This window comes from Brevundimonas sp. TWP1-3, assembly GCF_049896085.1.
In the GTDB taxonomy this organism is placed as follows: domain Bacteria; phylum Pseudomonadota; class Alphaproteobacteria; order Caulobacterales; family Caulobacteraceae; genus Brevundimonas.
Genome location: NZ_JAFCTP010000001.1, coordinates 867,494 through 882,617, shown reverse-complemented (window position 1 = coordinate 882,617; position 15,124 = coordinate 867,494). Strand labels below are relative to the sequence as shown.

Below are 15,124 nucleotides of genomic sequence, written 5' to 3'. Positions count from 1 at the left end.
GCTCTTAGACGGTTTCCGCCACGGAAGCACTACTGACGACCGATCGAACCGCGTCGCCCAGCGCCTTCACCCGGGCCAGCACACGCGGCGCGACCGGTTCGCCGGCCTCCAGCGCGGCGGCGACCTCGTCCACCAGGGCCGAACCGACGACGACCGCATCGGCCACGCGGGCGATCTCGGCGGCCTTTTCGGGCGTCTTGACCCCGAAGCCGACCGCGACCGGCAGGCCCGAGGCCTTGCGGACCCGCTCCACCGCCGGCGCCACCACCTCGGCGTTCGCTTCCTTGACGCCGGTCACGCCCGCGACCGCCACATAATAGACGAAGCCCGAGGTGCCCCGGACCACGATCTTCAGCCGTTCGTCGTCCGACGTCGGCGTGGCCAGTCGGATCAGCGAGATCGAAACCTTGTCCAACGCTTCGATCAGCGGCCCGGCCTCTTCGGGCGGACAGTCCACGACGATCAGGCCGTCGATGCCGCAGTCGGCGGCATAGGCGGCGAAGGCGTCATAGCCCAGGCTCTCGATCGGGTTCAGATAGCCCATCAGCACGACCGGCGTGGCGTCGTCGCCTTTGCGGAATTCCTTGGCCAGATCCATGGTCGAGCGCAGGCCGAACCCGGCCGCCATGCCCCGGATCGCCGCCCGCTGGATCGGCGGCCCCTCGGCCATGGGATCCGAAAACGGAAAGCCCAGTTCGATGATGTCGGCCCCGGCGCCGGGCAGGCCGTTCAGGATCGCCAACGCCTCCTCGCGCGACGGATCGCCCCCCATCACATAGGGAATGAAGGCCGCACGGCCCTCGGCCTTCAGCGCGGCGAAACGGGCGTCGATACGGGCGGTGGTCATTGCGGCGGCGATCCGGCGGGAGCGGCAGGCGGGGTCGCAGCAGCAGCCGCGCACACGTCGCCGGGGATGGTGGCGAAGCCCAGATAGGCGGGCAGTTCGGCGACGGCGGTCTTGGTGGTGTCGTAGAAGGCGACCATCTGCATGCCGTCGCAGCCGCCGGCCTCGCGGCGCTTGATAAGGACCACGCGGTTCTCGTCCCCGCCCGCCGCCAGCCAGCCCTTGGTCTCCAGATCGGCGATATAGGCGTCGGCCAGGGCGCCGATCTGGCCCAGTTGCGCGGTCACGCAATACGCCCGGCCCGTCAGATTGTTCAGCCCCCCGCAATCGGCCGCCAACTCCGCGCCCGTCAACAGGCCGACATCGGCCGGGCCGCCTTGAGGTGAGGCCGGAGCAGGCGTCTGGGCCTGAGCGGCGGTGGACAGGGCGAGCGCGGCGGTCGCCGCAAGCAGACTACGGATCACAGTTCCACTCCCAGATGTTTGGCGACCTGGAAGATGTCCTTGTCGCCGCGGCCCGACATCAGCAGGACGACATCGCCGCCCTTGCCGACTTCGCGCGCCACTTCGCCGGTCCGCGCAAGGGCGTGGGCCGGTTCCAGCGCCGGGATGATGCCTTCCAGCTTCGAACACAGCTGGAACGCCTCCAGCGCCTCATTGTCGGTCGCCGAACGATATTCCGCCCGGCCGATGTCGTGCAGCCAGGCGTGCTCCGGCCCGATACCCGGATAGTCCAGCCCGGCCGAGATCGAATGGCCCTCGACGATATTGCCGTCCTCGTCTTGCAGCAGATAGGTCCGGTTGCCGTGCAACACGCCCGACCGGCCGCCCTTCAGCGACGCCGCGTGGTCCGGCGTATCCAGCCCATGACCCGCCGCCTCGACCCCGATCAGGCGCACAGCCTCGTCCTCGATGAAGGGGTGGAAGGCGCCGATGGCGTTCGATCCGCCGCCGATACAGGCCACCACAGCCTCGGGCAGCTTGCCCATCCGGGCCATCGACTGGGTCTTGATCTCCTTGCCGATCACCGACTGGAAATCGCGCACCATGGCCGGATAGGGGTGCGGACCCGCCGCCGTGCCGATGATGTAATAGGTGTCCGAGACGTTGGTGACCCAGTCGCGCATCGCCTCGTTCATCGCGTCTTTCAGGGTCGCGGCGCCGGCTGTGACCGAGAAGACTTCCGAGCCCAGCAGACGCATGCGGAACACGTTCGGCTGCTGCCGCTCCACGTCCACCGCGCCCATGTAAACCGTGCAGGGCAAACCAAAGCGCGCCGACACGGTCGCCGACGCCACGCCGTGCTGACCCGCGCCGGTCTCGGCGATGATGCGTGTCTTGCCCATGCGCCGCGCCAGCAGGATCTGGCCCATGCAATTATTGATCTTGTGCGCGCCCGTGTGGTTCAGGTCCTCGCGCTTCAGCCAGATCCGCGCCCCGCCGAAATGCTCGGTCAGCCGTTCGGCGAAATACAGCGGGCTTTCACGACCGACATAGTGGGTCAGGAAGCCGTCCAGCTCGGCCTGGAAGCTCGGATCGGCCTTGGCCGCCTTATAGGCCGCATCCAGCTCGTGGATCAGCGGCATCAGGGTCTCGGCCACGAACTGCCCGCCATAGGGACCGAACCGGCCCTGCGCGTCCGGCCAGGCGTAGGCGTTGGACAACGGCTGGCCAGAGGTCGGGGCTTGGATGGGGATTTGAGCGTTCACGAGTCCAACTTTCACGCAGGGAGGCGTCGTAATTACGTCCGGCGTGCGTTTTGGATGAAGGCCGCGATCCGGTCGGCGTCCTTAACACCCGGCGCGCTTTCCACGCCAGAGGACACATCGACCATGGGCGCCCCGGTGATCCGCAGCGCCTCGGCCACATTGTCCGGGTTCAGCCCCCCCGCCACGAACCAGTCATGGCGGAACACCCGGTCCGCCAGCAGGGTCCAGTCGAAAGCCACGCCGTGCCCCCCGCTGTAGCTGGCCCCTTTGGGCGCCTTGGCATCCAGCAGCAAATGGTTGGCCGCTGCCTCCATCGCGTCCAGCCCGATCAGATCCTCCGCGCCGGACACCCCCCGCGCCTTGATCACCGGGATTTCATAGTCGATCCGCGCATTGCGAACCTCCAGCGCCGTCTCCCGCCCATGCAACTGTATCATGTCGGGTTGGAGATCATGGACCAGAACGTCCATTTCAGGACCGACCATGTCCGCAAACAGCAGCACAGTCTTGGCCCGGCCTCGCGCCCGATCCACCAGCCGGCTCGCCAGACTTGGCCCGGCATATCGCGGACTGGCCTTCACCATCACGAATCCGACGAAATCGGCGCCGGCGTCCAGAGCGGCGTCCAGGGTGTCGGCCGTGGTAAGGCCGCAGATCTTGATCTTTGTCGTCATGGCACGAGTACCTGCAGGCCGATGTCGGTCGCCACCTTGGCCATGTCCTCGTCCAGTGTCGCGAGGCTACAGCCATGCCTCGCCGCCAGCGCGAGATGAAGCGCATCGGGCGCGCGCAATCTCACGTCATTTCTCACCAAGCGCCGCGCTTCCACCATATCGCCATCAAGGACCGAAAGGACGACCCTGCCTCTCAACCATTGGTCCAGTTGCAGTTCGAATTCGCGCCGATCCCTGTCGAGCAAATTGCGCATACGCGTCTTCACCGCCAGGGCGGAGGAAAACTCTGTAAGCGTCCAACTGCTCATGACGAAGGCATCAACGCCCGCGATCCAGGCCGAAGCGCGCTCGGTGTGCTTGTCGGTTTGAAACAGGGACATCAGGACGCTGGTGTCCAGATAGACGGTCAAACCTCTTCGTCCCGCATCCGGCGCAGGAGCGTCACCGAATCCATCGACGCTTCTGATTTGATCCGCACCCTTTTCAGCCAGTCCATGTCCATCGGCCCTGACGTCGGCTCAACCTCCTGCGCCGGCTCCAGTCGCGCCACAGGCACGCCGCGCCGCGTGATGGTCACGGCCTCGCCCGCCAGCATGCGATCCAGCAACTTGGGCAGGTTGTTCTTGGCTTCGGCGACGGAGTAGCTGGACATGGCCATCAAGATAGCCATCTGCCGCCAAAAGTCCAATCAGTCGCCGGTCGGTTCCACAAAGATCGACGCGATCTCGTCCGGGCTCAGCAGCCGCCACTGTCCCGGCGCCAGATCGGCCGGCAGGGCCAGTCCGCCCATCCGCTCGCGGTGCAGGGTCTCCACGTGATTTCCGGCGGCGGCGAACATGCGCCGCACCTGATGATAGCGCCCTTCGGTTACCGTCAGCAGGGCCTCGGTCGGCGTCACGACCTCCAGCACGGCGGGCGCCAGCGGCTTGTCCTCGCCTTCCAGCACCAGCTCCCCGGCCGCGAACAGTTCGCCTTCCGTCCCCACCAGCGGCCGCGCCAGTCCGGCGCGATAGACCTTGGTCACATGGCGTTTGGGCGAAATCACCCGGTGCAGCAGGTCGCCGTCGTCCGTCAGCAGCAGCAGGCCCGTCGTCTGCTTGTCCAGCCGCCCGATGGTCGAGATGGCCGGATCGCGCGCCCGCCACCGTCCCGGCAGGATGTCATAGACCAGCGCCCCCTCTTCCTTGTGCGAACAGGTCATGCCCAGCGGCTTGTTCAGCATGATCACCAACCCCTGCACGGGGTCCAGCGGCTCGCCGTCGATCTCCATCCGCGTCGGCAGATCGCGCGTCACCGGAATGCGTTTGGACACATCCGTCAGGTCCGCCCCGTCCAGCACGATCCCGCCCGCCTTGGCCATCCGCGCCATCTCGGCCCGCGAGCCATAGCCCATCGAGCCCAGCAGGCGGTCGACCCTCGACGTGGGGACTTTTTTCATACGCTACCGCCCTTCGGGCTGCTTGAGCGCTTGCTCACTTCACCGCCTCGAACAGCTTGTAGCCGCCCGCTTCCGCCACCAGCCGCACCCGTTTGAACGCCGCATTCAGCTCCGCCTCATACGGCAGGTGACGGTTGGCCACGACCCAGGCGACGCCGCCCTTCTTCAGCAGTTCGGCCGCCTTGCGAATGAAAGCCTGGCCCAGCCGCCGGTCCTCGGCCCCGCCGTCGTGGAAGGGCGGATTGCTGACCACGAAATCCTTGTCGCCCTTGGCCTCCAGGGTGCGGGCGTCGGACCACCAGACCTTGGCCCGTTCGTCGGTGACGTTCTCGCGCGCGGCGCGGATGGCGCGGCGATCCAGATCGACCAGCTTCAGCTTGGTCACCGCCGACGAACGCAGCACCACGATCGACAGGGCGCCATAGCCGCAGCCCAGATCGACCCCCTCGCCCTTCATCGGCGGCAGGTGTTCGGCCAGCAGCGCCGACCCCGCGTCGATCCGGTCCCAGGCGAAAATCCCCGGTTGAGACCAGGCCTCAAGCCCCGGCACGAACTGCGGGCCGCCTGCGGCGATGGCGGCGTCGATGGCCGCGTCCAGCCCCTGCGCCGTCTCGGGCTTGAAGACGATGCAGCGGCGATGGTGCGCCTTGGCCGTCTCGGCGACCTCGACGCCGAACGCCTTCAGCTCCTTGCCCAGGCGCGAGCCGCCCTTGTCCTTGGGCGCCATGACATCCAATCGCCCGCCGACCTTCAGCGCCCTCAGCGCCAGGGCCAGGACATAGCGCCGCTCCAGCACGCCGGGCGGGGCGTAGATCATCACCGTATCGGCCGAACCGGGGTCCTGCGCCTCCAGCGCAGCGGAATCCGGGATCAGGGGCGAGGTCTGGGTCGCCCCACCCTCGCCAGTGCTTGGCGGATCGAAAACGACAGGCGGGCGGCCATAGAGAAGCGTGGTCATGCCCCGCACTTAGAGGGTGAAGGCGAAAATCGCCAGTCAGGGGAGTCCTACCCCCAATCCCGTCACCCTCGGGCTCGTCCCGAGGGCCCACTGCAAATGCGGACACTCGCCGACGCCGTTTCGCAAAGGCGCGGAAACTTCAGGCCATCGAGATCGCCTAACCGTAGGCCCTCGGGACAAGCCCGAGGGTGACGGCCTTTGATGCTCAGAACCCCGCCTGCAACAGCACCAGCCCCACGACCCCGACCACGATCCGCCACCAGGCGAAGACGCCGAAGCCGCGCTTGGACACGAAATCCAGCAGGAACCGCACCACCGCCAGCGCCGAGAGGAAGGCCACGACGAAGCCCACGGCGATCAGGCCGACGTCGCTGAAATCCAGCGTCTTGTGGTTCTTGAACAGGTCATAGGCCACCGCCGCCCCCATGGTGGGCAGGGCCAGGAAGAAGCTGAACTCGGCCGCCGACCGCTTGTCGGTCTTCAGCAGCAGGCCGCCGGCGATGGTGGCGCCCGATCGCGACACGCCGGGGATCATGGCCAGGCACTGGAACAGGCCGATCAGGAAATAGATCCGCATCGGATAGGCCTCGGCGTCCAGCCATTTGGGCCGCTTGTCCATCCGGTCCAGCGCCAGCAGGATCACCCCCCCGACGATCAGGGCCACGCACACCACCTGCGGCGTCTCGAACAGCACCGTCTTGATATAGTCGTACGCCAAAAAGCCGATCACCACGGCGGGCGCGAAGGCGACCAGCAGGCCGATCAGGAACCGCCGCGCCTCCGGGTCGAACGGCCAGCGCGTCGCCAGCGCCCACAGCCGTTTGAAATAGACGCTGATGATGGCCAGCAGGGCGCCCAGCTGGATCACGATCTCGAACGTCTTGCCCGAACTCTCGAACCCCATGAAATGGCCCAGCAGCAGCATATGGCCCGTGGACGAGACCGGAATGAACTCGGTCAGCCCCTCGACCAGACCCAGGATGATGGCCGCCAGCCAGTCCGACATGAAAACCCCGAAACAGGTCCGGGATCACGACGCGCCCGGTTCGCCCCTGCCTTAGCGCAATCGTCCCCGATTAGGCGAGGGGACCGCGAGCGGTTGGCTTTCCGCCATGATTGCGCGAGAAGAGGCCGCATATGACGACGCCCGCCCCCGCACCTGCGCCTCTGGAAGACGCCCACCTGGCCACCCGCCGCATCACCCGCCTGTCGGTCGGGGTCGCGGTCGTGCTGATCGCGATGAAGGCCTTCGCGCTGGGCGCCTCCGGCTCGGTCTCCATCCTGGCGACCCTGGCGGATTCGGTGCTGGATCTGGCGGCGTCCCTGACCACCTTCTTCGCCGTGCGCTGGGCCGCCGCTCCAGCCGACGAAAACCACCGCTATGGTCACGGCAAGGGCGAGGCCCTGTCCGCCCTGGTCCAGGCCGGGCTGGTCTTCGCCTCGGCCCTGTTCATCGCCTGGGAGGGGGTGCAGCGCATCTTCGATCCCCGCCCCGTCACCTCGGGCTGGTGGGCGACCGGCGTCGTGGTCGCCGCCATCGCCATCACCGCCTGGCTGGTGTGGATGCAGACCCAGGCGTTGAAGAAGACCGGCTCTCTCGCCGTCGCCGGCGACCGCGCCCACTACGCCGCCGACCTGGCCGCCAATGTGGTGGTGCTGATCGGGGTGATCTCGGGCGCCTTCCTGGGCGCGCCGGGCCTGGATGCGGCGGCGGGCATCGTCGTCGCCGTCTGGCTGTTCTGGGGCGCGACCGGCATGTTGAAGGCCGCCGCCGACCATCTGCTGGACCGCGCCGTGCCCGAGGCCGACCGCGCCGCCATCACCCAGGCCGTCCTGGCCGATCCGCAAGTCTTCGGCGTGCATCAGCTGCGCACCCGCATGGCCGGCCAGGTGATGATGATCCAGATGCACGTCGATCTGGACGCCCACCAGACCCTGGACGCCGCCCACGCCATCGTCGTCGCGGCCGAGAACCGGGTGCTGGCCCTCTTCCCCACGGCCGACATCCTGATCCACGCCGACCCGCGCGGACACACCCGTCCGCAGACGGACGTTCCCGCCGTCGCGACGCCCGCGCCAGAGCCTGAACGGCCGGCCGTCGAGGCCCCGACCGGCCCCGCGCCAAAGGGCCCCTGGTCCTGACCTTGCGCCCAATTTCAATGCAGTAAACGCGCATTAACGGGTCGGGGCGCATCAACCCCTGATGGCCGACCCTTGCGTTCTCTTCCACTTCGCCTTCCAGCCCGCTTCGCGCGCCGCGCGCCTGGCCCTGGGCGAGGCGCGGATCGAATGGACCGACACCCCGGTCCGTCCGTGGGAGGCCGACTGCCCGGTCAACGACTTCAATCCGTCCGGCCTGCCGCCGGTGATTCAGACGATGGATCGCGGCCGCCCACTGGTCCTGTGCGAACTGCCCGCCGTCCTGGGCTGGATCGAGGATCAGCAGAAGGCCCCGCTGCTGCTGCCCGCCGACGCCGCCGAACGCGCCGAGGCGCGCCGCCTGACCGGCTGGTTCGAGCGCCGCTTCATGGACGAGGTCGACGCCGTCCTGCTGCACGAGCGGATGGAGAAACCCCTGCTCAAACTGGGCCCGCCAGAGGCCCGCGCCCTGCGCGAGGGCCGCGACGCCCTGAAAGCCCATCTCGCCATGCTGGAGGACCTGGTCGCCGCTCGCGACTGGCTGGCCGGCCGCCGCCTCAGCCAGGCCGACCTGATCGCCGCCGCCCATCTGTCGGTGCTCGACTATTTCGGCGAAATCCAGTGGAAGAACTGGCCCGGTCTGAAGACCTGGTACTCCAAACTCAAGTCCCGCCCGTGCTTCCGCCCCCTGCTCGCCGACCGCTTCGTCGGCGTGCCGCCGTCGGCTTGGTATGCGGATCTAGATTTCTAGACGCCAAGCAGACGTGTTTGATGACCGCTAAGGGTGGAAAGCGGACGTTGACCATGGCGTCGTGTGTGTCGAAGGATGAGCAATGCTTCGCGCTATTTCCCTCTTCGGATTTCTGGCCATGTGCTGGCTCGCAGCCAGCACAGCAGAAGCTTGCAGTTATCAGCTTCCTCGAAATCCCGGCGAGACCAAAGCGCATGCTTACGAACGCCGTCGGCAGGCCAATCAGGATCGCTACTGGGCAGACGCCGATACGATCTTCGTTGGGCGGGTCATCGGGCTTATGATGGGCGACCGTGGCCTCGAAGTGAGCGTCCTACCCCGGAGGTCGATCAAGGGCGACGTCGGGACAGATGTTGTCACCTACTCTCTTGATGGCATTGAGGTGAGCTGTGATCGCGCAGCTTTTCCAGACTATGACAAAGTCGGGTTGTTCTATGCCAGCCGCGAGAACGATCGCCTTGTCGTTTTCGGAATGCTCGGTCCGAATGACATCAAAGACGAAGTTTTAAGAGCCCGCGTATTGAGAGAACTTGAGCCGGGCGAACTCACGACGCTGACGATGGAGACACCAACTGAAGATCGATGGCCGATGGTCCTCGCCGGGCTGATAGCGTTCTTTGCGTTCATCGGGGGCATTGTGATCGGGCGACAGGGTCGGAAGCGGACGGTCGCTTAATCAGCCCGCCGAAGGTCCGCTTTGGGTCGAATCCAGACCCGAGCACATTCTTCAAAATCGCTCGCCTCAAGACGCCTTAGCGTCCTCGTGCTATCCCCCGCCCCGTGTCCGACCGCCTGAAAACCTTCATCCGCCAGCGCGCGGCCGAGCTCGGCTTCGATGTCTGCCGTTTCGCCTCGGCGGCCGACGCCTGGCCGGCGGGCGAGCGGCTGCGCCATTTCGTCGACGAGGGCCGGCATGGCGACATGGAATGGATGGAGACGACGCTGGATCGCCGCCAGCACCCCACCGCCATGTGGGACGAGGCCAGGACCGCCATCGTCCTGGGCATGAACTACGGCCCCGAGGAGAACCCGCTGGACCAGCTGGCCGACCGTTCGGCCGGATACATTTCGGTCTATGCGCGCGGCGACGACTATCACGAGGTCATCAAGGGCCGGCTGAAACAGCTGGCGGGCCAGATCGCGGTCCGCAACGGCGCCGACATCAAGGTCTTCGTCGATACCGCCCCATTAATGGAAAAGCCGTTGGCCCAGCGCGCCGGCCTGGGCTGGCAGGGCAAACACACCAATCTGCTCAGCCGCACCCACGGCAACTGGCTGTTCCTGGGCACCATCCTGACCGCCGCTGAGATCGAACCGGACGCGGCCGAGACCGAACATTGCGGCCGCTGCACCGCCTGTCTCGACGCCTGCCCGACCAAGGCCTTCCCCGCCCCGTTCCAGCTCGACGCCCGACGCTGCCTCTCCTACCTGACCATCGAATTCGCCGATCCCTGGCCGGTCGAGTTCCGCACCCTGACCGGATCGCGCATCTATGGCTGTGACGACTGTCTGGCGGTCTGTCCGTGGAACAAGTTCGCACAGGAAGCGCGCGAGATTCGGCTGGCGCCCCGCCCCGCCTTCCAAAGCCCGCGCCTGGCCGACCTGCTGGGGCTCGACGATCCCGCCTTCCGCGCCCTGTTCACCAAGAGCCCGGTCAAGCGGATCGGCCGCGACCGCTTCCTGAGGAACGTCCTTTACGCCGTCGGCAACGCGGGCGACGCATCCCTGATCGCCCCGACGAAAGCCCTGCTGGCCGACCCCTCGCCCCTGGTGCGCGGCGCCGCCGTCTGGGCCCTGTCGCAACTGACGCCGCCCGGCGAGTTCGCGGCCCTGTCCGAGGCGACGATGGAGACCGACCCCCAGGTCCTGGCCGAATGGGGACGGGCGCAAACGCCTCAACCCGCATAATCGCCGCGACGAACCGCAGCGATTTCAACGCCCTGAAGACGACCACAGACCGCTACCCTGCCGCCCCCGCGCGCTGGGCTATACTGCCCGCCTGTCTTTGACATTCGCCGGAGAACTGCAAACCGCTCGCAAAAATCTGCACGAAAGTACACTCGAAAAATTCGCAGTGCACTTTTCCTCCCCGCTTCGCGGGGAGGGGGACCGCGCGTAGCGTGGTGGAGGGGCTCTTGAAGTCCCACAGGCGCCTGTGATGCGTCGCACAACCCCTCCGTCACGGCGCTGAAGAAGCGCCGCGCCACCTCCCCACGAAGTGGGGAGGAGACGGATCGCTGGGATCACCCCATCGCCGTGCCGACGCCCGATCCACCGCCCGGCACCTTGGCAACGTCCAGCAGTTTCAGCCGGAAGATCAGCACGGAGTTCGCCGGGATCTTGGGGCTGCTGCGCTCGCCATAGCCCAGCTCGGGCGGCACATAGAGCAGCCATTCGTCGCCGACGCGCATCTTCTGCAACGCCTCGGTCCAGCCCTTGACCACCTCTTCCGGCGTGAACACCGCCGGCGCGCCGCGCGCGAACGAGCTGTCGAACACGCTGTTGTCGACCAGCTTGCCCTCGTAATCGACCTTGACCAGGTCGTTGCGGTCCGGGCTGACGCCGCTGGCCGGCCCCGCCTGCACGACCTTGTATTGCAGGCCGCTGGGCAGGGTCACGACGCCGTCGGCCTTGGCGTTCTCGGTCATGAAGGCGACCGCCTCGGCCTTGCCCGCGTTCGGATCGACCGGCTCGGCCTGGCCGCAGCCCGCCAGCAGCAGCGCGGCGACGACTGCCGCCTTACCCCATCCGAAGTTCATAGCCGCGTTCCTTCAAGGCCTCGCCGATCTCGTCGGCGTGGGCGCTATCGCGCGTTTCGACCATGATGTCGAACTCCGCGCCCTTGGCCGGCACGTCCAGCGCCAGGCGGTTGTGGACCACGTCGATGATATTGCCGCCCAGGCCGCCGATCACCGCCGCCATAGCCGACAACATGCCCGGCCGGTCGTCGCCCAGGATACGGTAAACCAGCAACCTCCGTTCACGGACCATCTCGCGGTTCAGCACCACGGCCAGCATCCGCGCGTCGATGTTTCCGCCGCACAGCTCCAGCCCGACCTTCATCCCCTTGAACCGGTCGGGATAGGCCAGCAGGGCCGCCAGGCCGCCGGCGCCCGCGCCCTCGGACACCGTCTTCTCATAGGTGACGTAGTGGGCGACGGCCCGTTCGAAGTCCGCCTCCTCGCAGACGAAGACCTCGTCCACCAAGGGATCGGCCAAAGCAAAGGGGATGTCGCCCACGGCCTTGATGGCGATGCCCTCGGCGATGGTCTGGCCGGTGCAGACCGGCGGCAGGCCCGCCCGCCGCGCGGTGAAGGACGGATAGCGCGCCGCCTCGACCCCGAACACCTTGATGTCCGGTTTCATCGCCTTGGCCGCGATGGCGCAGCCGGCGATCAGCCCGCCCCCGCCGATGGGGATCAGCAGCGCCTCGACGTCGGGCGCATCCTCCAGGAACTCGATGGCGCAGACCCCCTGGCCCGCCACGATGCCTGCGTCGTCGAAGGCCGAGACGAAGACATAGCCCTTCTCGACCTCCAGCCGCTGGGCCGCCTCGGTCGAGCCGGTGAAGTCCAGCCCCTCGATCACCACCGTCGCCCCATGCGAGCGGGTGCCGTTGATCTTGGCGAAGGGCGTGCCCTCCGGCATTACGATGGTCACCGGCACGCCCAGCCGACCGCCGTGATAGGCCAGGGCCTGGGCGTGGTTGCCGGCGCTGGCCGCCACCACCCCGCGCCTGCGCTCCTCCGGCGTCAGCATCAGCAGCCGGTTCAGCGCGCCGCGCTCCTTGAAGCTGCCGGTGAATTGCAGGTTGTCGAACTTGACCCAGACCTCGGCCCCGGTCAGCTGCGACAGCTTCCTGGAATAGCGGGTCGGGGTGTGGTCGACCTGGCCTGCGATCCGGGCGCGGGCGGCTTGGATGTCGGCGAAGGTGACGGTCATGCGGGCGTTTCCGAGCTGTCGCGCCTCGACGAATGGGCGCGTTGTTCGGGTCTGTTTCGCGCGTTGTCGGGTCCGGGTCCAGAGGCGGGCGTCTTGACCGTGGAAGTGGGAGGCCGGGTCTGCGATAGTGGGCGCGTCGTCCCCCCGACCGCGAAATCCCCCGGAGGAAAGCCCATGTCGATCCGCCCCTTCGCCGCCCCAGGCCTCGCCCTCGCCCTGACCGCCGCCGCCCTTTCGGCCTGCGCCCCCACGACCGGAGGCGGCCTGCCCTACGCCGGGCCTGCGGCCTTCGACGAAGGCGATTTCGGCTGGTCCCAGATGCCCGGCCGCAACAGCATCGAAGGCCAGATCGCCTTCGCCCAGGACGGCAAGACCTTCGCCTGCGTCGGCTCGGCCGGCCTGACGCCCGACACCCCCTACACCCGCGCCCGCTTCCGCACCCTGTATGGCTCGACCGAGCGCGCGGCCGTGCCCGCCGCCGTGGTCCGCGCCCGCACTGTGCCGGACGCCAACGCCAACTACAGCGGCTATGTCCGGTCCGAACGCTGCGAGAACGGCCGCGTCCGCTTCGACGGCCTGCCGGACGGCGGCTGGTTCCTGATCGTGCCGGTCACGGCGGGCGATGCGCCTCTGGTGCTGATGCGCCACGTCCAGACGCGCGGCGGCCGTGTCGTCGCCGTCACCCTGTGACCCCCACACCTGTTCTCACGAAGATGCGACCCCGGTAACGCGGATCGCCATCTTCTGACCACGAGCGCCCCGGACTGATCGCTTCTTCTGTGAGAGTTCGGGGAGCGTTTTCTTGTCCCAACACAATATCGTAGGGTCCGAGGCCTTTACACGAGGGCCATCGGTCATCATCCGCAAATACAAGGCGGGCGGCATGCGGCGGCGACGGTCCAAGACCATCGCCACCTTCATCGCCGGCGCGGGCGCCATGCTGGTGGTCGGCCTGATCACCGCCGCCGCCGTCTATGGACCGACCCTGGCCGGCGGCTGACGCCCGGCTGGCCCTCAGGCCAGCCAGACCATCATGCGGGTGTCCGCCTCGGCCCGACGCGCCTTGCTCCACGCCCGGCGCGTCTCGCCGGTGTAGAGGAAGCCCGCCTTCTCCAGCACGCGGCCCGACGCCGGGTTGTCGGCGAAATGGCCGGCGACCAGCGCCCGGCGCTTCCACTTGCGGCTGGCCCAGACCAGGGCGGCGTCCAGCGCCTCGGTGGCGAAGCCCCGCCCCCAATACTCCCGACCGATCCAGTATCCCGTCTCGGGCACGCGATCCTCGCCCTCGAACAGGCCGATGACCCCGATCGGCCCCGCGTCCTCATGGTCGATGACGAAGGTGTTGGCGCGCCTGGGATCCTGGGACGCCACCTGCAGCACGAAGTCGTCGGCGTCACGCATCTGGAACGGGTGGGGCATCCGCTTGGTCATGCGCGCGATGTCCAGGTCGTTGGCAAGGGTAGCGATGCGCGGCGCGTCCTGGGGCGCGGGCGCACGCAGCACCAGGCGCCGGGTCTCGACGACGGGAGAGGTTTCGATGACGCACATGGGCGTTGCCTCGGATCTTCAACCGTCTCCTTGAAGGGCTCGGACGGTCTTCGAGGCGGGGAAACGCAAACGGGGAGCCTGGTGATCCAGACTCCCCGCGGAATATAATCCCTGGTCCGGACCGGCTGCTTTCAGAAGCAACGCCGATCCGGGAAGGTCCAGATCGCGTTACTCGGCGGCCATCGCCACTTGGGCGTCGTCATTGGCCGCGAGGATCGACACGTAACAACGGCCGCCCGCCTTCTTGGTGAATTTCACCGCGCCGTGCGTCAGGGCGAACAGGGTGTGGTCGCGGCCCATGCCGATGTTCTCACCCGGGTGGAAGGTGGTGCCGCGTTGGCGCACGATGATGTTGCCGGCCAGCACGCGCTCGCCGCCATACTTCTTCACGCCAAGGCGCTTCGACTCGGAGTCGCGACCGTTACGCGACGAACCACCGGATTTCTTGTGAGCCATCTTGCCGCTCCGTCTTTCCTGAGTGTCCTATCGGCCTTTCGGCCTACTTGAGGACGTCTCTCTTAGCTGGGTCTGGCGCTGTGAGGCGCCGGTGAATGTCTTAGGCTTCGTCGCCGGTGGCTTCAGCCTTGGGCGCGGCCTTCTTCTTGGCCGGGGCCTTCTTGGCGGGAGACGAGCTCTCGACCACGACGCCCTTGACCTCGGCGCCGTCCACGTCGGTCACGACCGTCTCGGTCGAACCCAGCGAAGAAGTCGCTTCACGAGCGGCCAGGTTGCGGGCCCGCAGGTTGATCTCGGCCTTGGTCGTCAGATCGACCTTGCCATCCCACTTGGCGGTCTCGCCGGCGCCGTCGATGCCGGTGATGCGCAGGACCGATTCCATCTGGCGGTGGCCGTTGGTGCGGCGATAGCCCTGGCGACGGGTCTTCTTGAAGATCTTGATCTTCTCACCCTTGCGGGTTTCGACCAGGGTCGCACCGACGAAAGCGCCGTCGATGAGCGGGGCGCCCAGGGTCACGCCGTTGTCGCCGCCCAGCATCAGGACGCTGTCGAACTTCAGCTCCGAGCCGGCGTCGCCGTCGAGCTTTTCGACGACAATGGTGTCGCCCGGTTGGACCCGGTACTGCTTGCCGCCGGTCTTGATCACCGCGTACATGTTGAAGCCTC

Annotated in this window: 20 protein-coding genes; 6 read left to right on the top strand and 14 right to left on the bottom strand. The window is 67.3% G+C overall.

The annotated features are described in order from the left end of the window. Positions 1-4: 4 nt before the first annotated feature. From trpA to ACP693_RS04420, 9 genes are all read right to left on the bottom strand, one after another. The gene (gene trpA, locus ACP693_RS04460) at positions 5-847 is read right to left on the bottom strand and encodes a tryptophan synthase subunit alpha (protein WP_426018654.1); all 843 of its coding nucleotides are present in this window, start codon (positions 845-847) and stop codon (positions 5-7) included. Next, positions 844-1,308, bottom strand: coding sequence for a hypothetical protein (locus tag ACP693_RS04455; protein ID WP_426018657.1), 465 nt, complete (start codon positions 1,306-1,308; stop codon positions 844-846). Before ACP693_RS04455 ends, trpA begins: the two co-directional genes overlap by 4 nt. Further along, positions 1,305-2,507 carry a tryptophan synthase subunit beta gene (gene trpB / locus ACP693_RS04450; protein WP_426019630.1) on the bottom strand — a complete coding sequence of 401 codons (1,203 nt, stop codon included), beginning with the start codon at positions 2,505-2,507 and terminating at the stop codon, positions 1,305-1,307. The genes ACP693_RS04455 and trpB overlap by 4 nt, the downstream gene beginning before the upstream one ends. Positions 2,508-2,584: 77 nt before the next feature. Further along, entirely contained in the window at positions 2,585-3,226 is a 642-nt protein-coding gene (locus ACP693_RS04445) for a phosphoribosylanthranilate isomerase (protein ID WP_426018658.1), read from the bottom strand. Beyond that, the gene (locus ACP693_RS04440) at positions 3,223-3,636 is read right to left on the bottom strand and encodes a type II toxin-antitoxin system VapC family toxin (protein ID WP_426018660.1); all 414 of its coding nucleotides are present in this window, start codon (positions 3,634-3,636) and stop codon (positions 3,223-3,225) included. The genes ACP693_RS04445 and ACP693_RS04440 overlap by 4 nt, the downstream gene beginning before the upstream one ends. Then, positions 3,633-3,896, bottom strand: a complete 264-nt coding sequence (locus ACP693_RS04435; RefSeq protein WP_426018661.1) for a type II toxin-antitoxin system Phd/YefM family antitoxin — start codon at positions 3,894-3,896, stop codon at positions 3,633-3,635. The genes ACP693_RS04440 and ACP693_RS04435 overlap by 4 nt, the downstream gene beginning before the upstream one ends. A gap of 18 nt (positions 3,897-3,914) precedes the next feature. Further along, complete coding sequence (locus tag ACP693_RS04430) at positions 3,915-4,664, bottom strand: pseudouridine synthase (protein WP_426018663.1); 750 nt, start codon at positions 4,662-4,664, stop codon at positions 3,915-3,917. Between the two features lie 34 nt (positions 4,665-4,698). Beyond that, on the bottom strand, positions 4,699-5,622 hold the full coding sequence (locus ACP693_RS04425) for a class I SAM-dependent methyltransferase (protein ID WP_426018665.1): 924 nt from the start codon (positions 5,620-5,622) through the stop codon (positions 4,699-4,701). Between the two features lie 205 nt (positions 5,623-5,827). Then, positions 5,828-6,628 (bottom strand): undecaprenyl-diphosphate phosphatase, encoded by an 801-nt coding sequence (locus ACP693_RS04420; RefSeq protein ID WP_426018668.1) that lies wholly within the window; start codon positions 6,626-6,628, stop codon positions 5,828-5,830. A 131-nt stretch (positions 6,629-6,759) separates the two neighbouring features. On the opposite strand from ACP693_RS04420, the gene ACP693_RS04415 reads away from it, so the two are divergent. From ACP693_RS04415 to queG, 4 genes are all read left to right on the top strand, one after another. Continuing rightward, positions 6,760-7,764: a cation diffusion facilitator family transporter gene (locus ACP693_RS04415; RefSeq protein WP_426018669.1), complete on the top strand. Its 1,005-nt coding sequence runs from the start codon at positions 6,760-6,762 to the stop codon at positions 7,762-7,764. A 61-nt stretch (positions 7,765-7,825) separates the two neighbouring features. Further along, complete coding sequence (locus ACP693_RS04410) at positions 7,826-8,512, top strand: glutathione S-transferase family protein (protein WP_426018671.1); 687 nt, start codon at positions 7,826-7,828, stop codon at positions 8,510-8,512. An 82-nt stretch (positions 8,513-8,594) separates the two neighbouring features. Further along, positions 8,595-9,188 (top strand): hypothetical protein, encoded by a 594-nt coding sequence (locus tag ACP693_RS04405; RefSeq protein ID WP_426018673.1) that lies wholly within the window; start codon positions 8,595-8,597, stop codon positions 9,186-9,188. 104 nt (positions 9,189-9,292) lie between these two features. Next, entirely contained in the window at positions 9,293-10,420 is a 1,128-nt protein-coding gene (gene queG, locus ACP693_RS04400; RefSeq protein ID WP_426018674.1) for a tRNA epoxyqueuosine(34) reductase QueG, read from the top strand. Positions 10,421-10,755: 335 nt separating this feature from the next. On the opposite strand, the gene ACP693_RS04395 is transcribed toward queG, so the two are convergent. Together ACP693_RS04395 and ACP693_RS04390 are read right to left on the bottom strand one after the other, a co-directional pair. Further along, positions 10,756-11,271 (bottom strand): FKBP-type peptidyl-prolyl cis-trans isomerase, encoded by a 516-nt coding sequence (locus ACP693_RS04395; protein ID WP_426018675.1) that lies wholly within the window; start codon positions 11,269-11,271, stop codon positions 10,756-10,758. After that, positions 11,252-12,454 carry a threonine ammonia-lyase gene (locus tag ACP693_RS04390; protein ID WP_426018677.1) on the bottom strand — a complete coding sequence of 401 codons (1,203 nt, stop codon included), beginning with the start codon at positions 12,452-12,454 and terminating at the stop codon, positions 11,252-11,254. The genes ACP693_RS04395 and ACP693_RS04390 overlap by 20 nt, the downstream gene beginning before the upstream one ends. A gap of 174 nt (positions 12,455-12,628) precedes the next feature. On the opposite strand from ACP693_RS04390, the gene ACP693_RS04385 reads away from it, so the two are divergent. Further along, the gene (locus tag ACP693_RS04385; RefSeq protein WP_426018680.1) at positions 12,629-13,144 is read left to right on the top strand and encodes a hypothetical protein; all 516 of its coding nucleotides are present in this window, start codon (positions 12,629-12,631) and stop codon (positions 13,142-13,144) included. Positions 13,145-13,256: 112 nt separating this feature from the next. Then, positions 13,257-13,454, top strand: coding sequence for a hypothetical protein (locus tag ACP693_RS04380; protein WP_135193876.1), 198 nt, complete (start codon positions 13,257-13,259; stop codon positions 13,452-13,454). Positions 13,455-13,468: 14 nt separating this feature from the next. Here the strand turns inward: ACP693_RS04380 and ACP693_RS04375 are convergent, their stop codons facing one another. The 3 genes from ACP693_RS04375 to rplU form a co-directional block, all read right to left on the bottom strand. Further along, positions 13,469-14,002 (bottom strand): GNAT family N-acetyltransferase, encoded by a 534-nt coding sequence (locus ACP693_RS04375; protein WP_426018682.1) that lies wholly within the window; start codon positions 14,000-14,002, stop codon positions 13,469-13,471. A gap of 168 nt (positions 14,003-14,170) precedes the next feature. Continuing rightward, positions 14,171-14,458, bottom strand: a complete 288-nt coding sequence (gene rpmA, locus ACP693_RS04370) for a 50S ribosomal protein L27 (protein WP_159848772.1) — start codon at positions 14,456-14,458, stop codon at positions 14,171-14,173. Between the two features lie 100 nt (positions 14,459-14,558). Continuing rightward, complete coding sequence (rplU, locus tag ACP693_RS04365) at positions 14,559-15,113, bottom strand: 50S ribosomal protein L21 (protein WP_426018685.1); 555 nt, start codon at positions 15,111-15,113, stop codon at positions 14,559-14,561. Positions 15,114-15,124: the final 11 nt, after the last annotated feature.

What these genes read in the sequence shown, in the direction of transcription:
- ACP693_RS04385 (WP_426018680.1), top strand. Translation starts at nt 12,629, where the DNA reads ATGTCGATCCGCCCCTTCGCCGCCCCAGGCCTCGCCCTCGCCCTGACC.
- rpmA (WP_159848772.1), bottom strand. Translation starts at nt 14,458, where the DNA reads ATGGCTCACAAGAAATCCGGTGGTTCGTCGCGTAACGGTCGCGACTCC.
- ACP693_RS04410 (WP_426018671.1), top strand. Translation starts at nt 7,826, where the DNA reads ATGGCCGACCCTTGCGTTCTCTTCCACTTCGCCTTCCAGCCCGCTTCG.
- ACP693_RS04420 (WP_426018668.1), bottom strand. Translation starts at nt 6,628, where the DNA reads ATGTCGGACTGGCTGGCGGCCATCATCCTGGGTCTGGTCGAGGGGCTG.
- ACP693_RS04415 (WP_426018669.1), top strand. Translation starts at nt 6,760, where the DNA reads ATGACGACGCCCGCCCCCGCACCTGCGCCTCTGGAAGACGCCCACCTG.
- ACP693_RS04435 (WP_426018661.1), bottom strand. Translation starts at nt 3,896, where the DNA reads ATGGCTATCTTGATGGCCATGTCCAGCTACTCCGTCGCCGAAGCCAAG.
- rplU (WP_426018685.1), bottom strand. Translation starts at nt 15,113, where the DNA reads ATGTACGCGGTGATCAAGACCGGCGGCAAGCAGTACCGGGTCCAACCG.
- trpA (WP_426018654.1), bottom strand. Translation starts at nt 847, where the DNA reads ATGACCACCGCCCGTATCGACGCCCGTTTCGCCGCGCTGAAGGCCGAG.
- ACP693_RS04425 (WP_426018665.1), bottom strand. Translation starts at nt 5,622, where the DNA reads ATGACCACGCTTCTCTATGGCCGCCCGCCTGTCGTTTTCGATCCGCCA.
- ACP693_RS04445 (WP_426018658.1), bottom strand. Translation starts at nt 3,226, where the DNA reads ATGACGACAAAGATCAAGATCTGCGGCCTTACCACGGCCGACACCCTG.
- ACP693_RS04375 (WP_426018682.1), bottom strand. Translation starts at nt 14,002, where the DNA reads ATGTGCGTCATCGAAACCTCTCCCGTCGTCGAGACCCGGCGCCTGGTG.
- ACP693_RS04430 (WP_426018663.1), bottom strand. Translation starts at nt 4,664, where the DNA reads ATGAAAAAAGTCCCCACGTCGAGGGTCGACCGCCTGCTGGGCTCGATG.
- ACP693_RS04390 (WP_426018677.1), bottom strand. Translation starts at nt 12,454, where the DNA reads ATGACCGTCACCTTCGCCGACATCCAAGCCGCCCGCGCCCGGATCGCA.
- ACP693_RS04395 (WP_426018675.1), bottom strand. Translation starts at nt 11,271, where the DNA reads ATGAACTTCGGATGGGGTAAGGCGGCAGTCGTCGCCGCGCTGCTGCTG.
- ACP693_RS04405 (WP_426018673.1), top strand. Translation starts at nt 8,595, where the DNA reads ATGCTTCGCGCTATTTCCCTCTTCGGATTTCTGGCCATGTGCTGGCTC.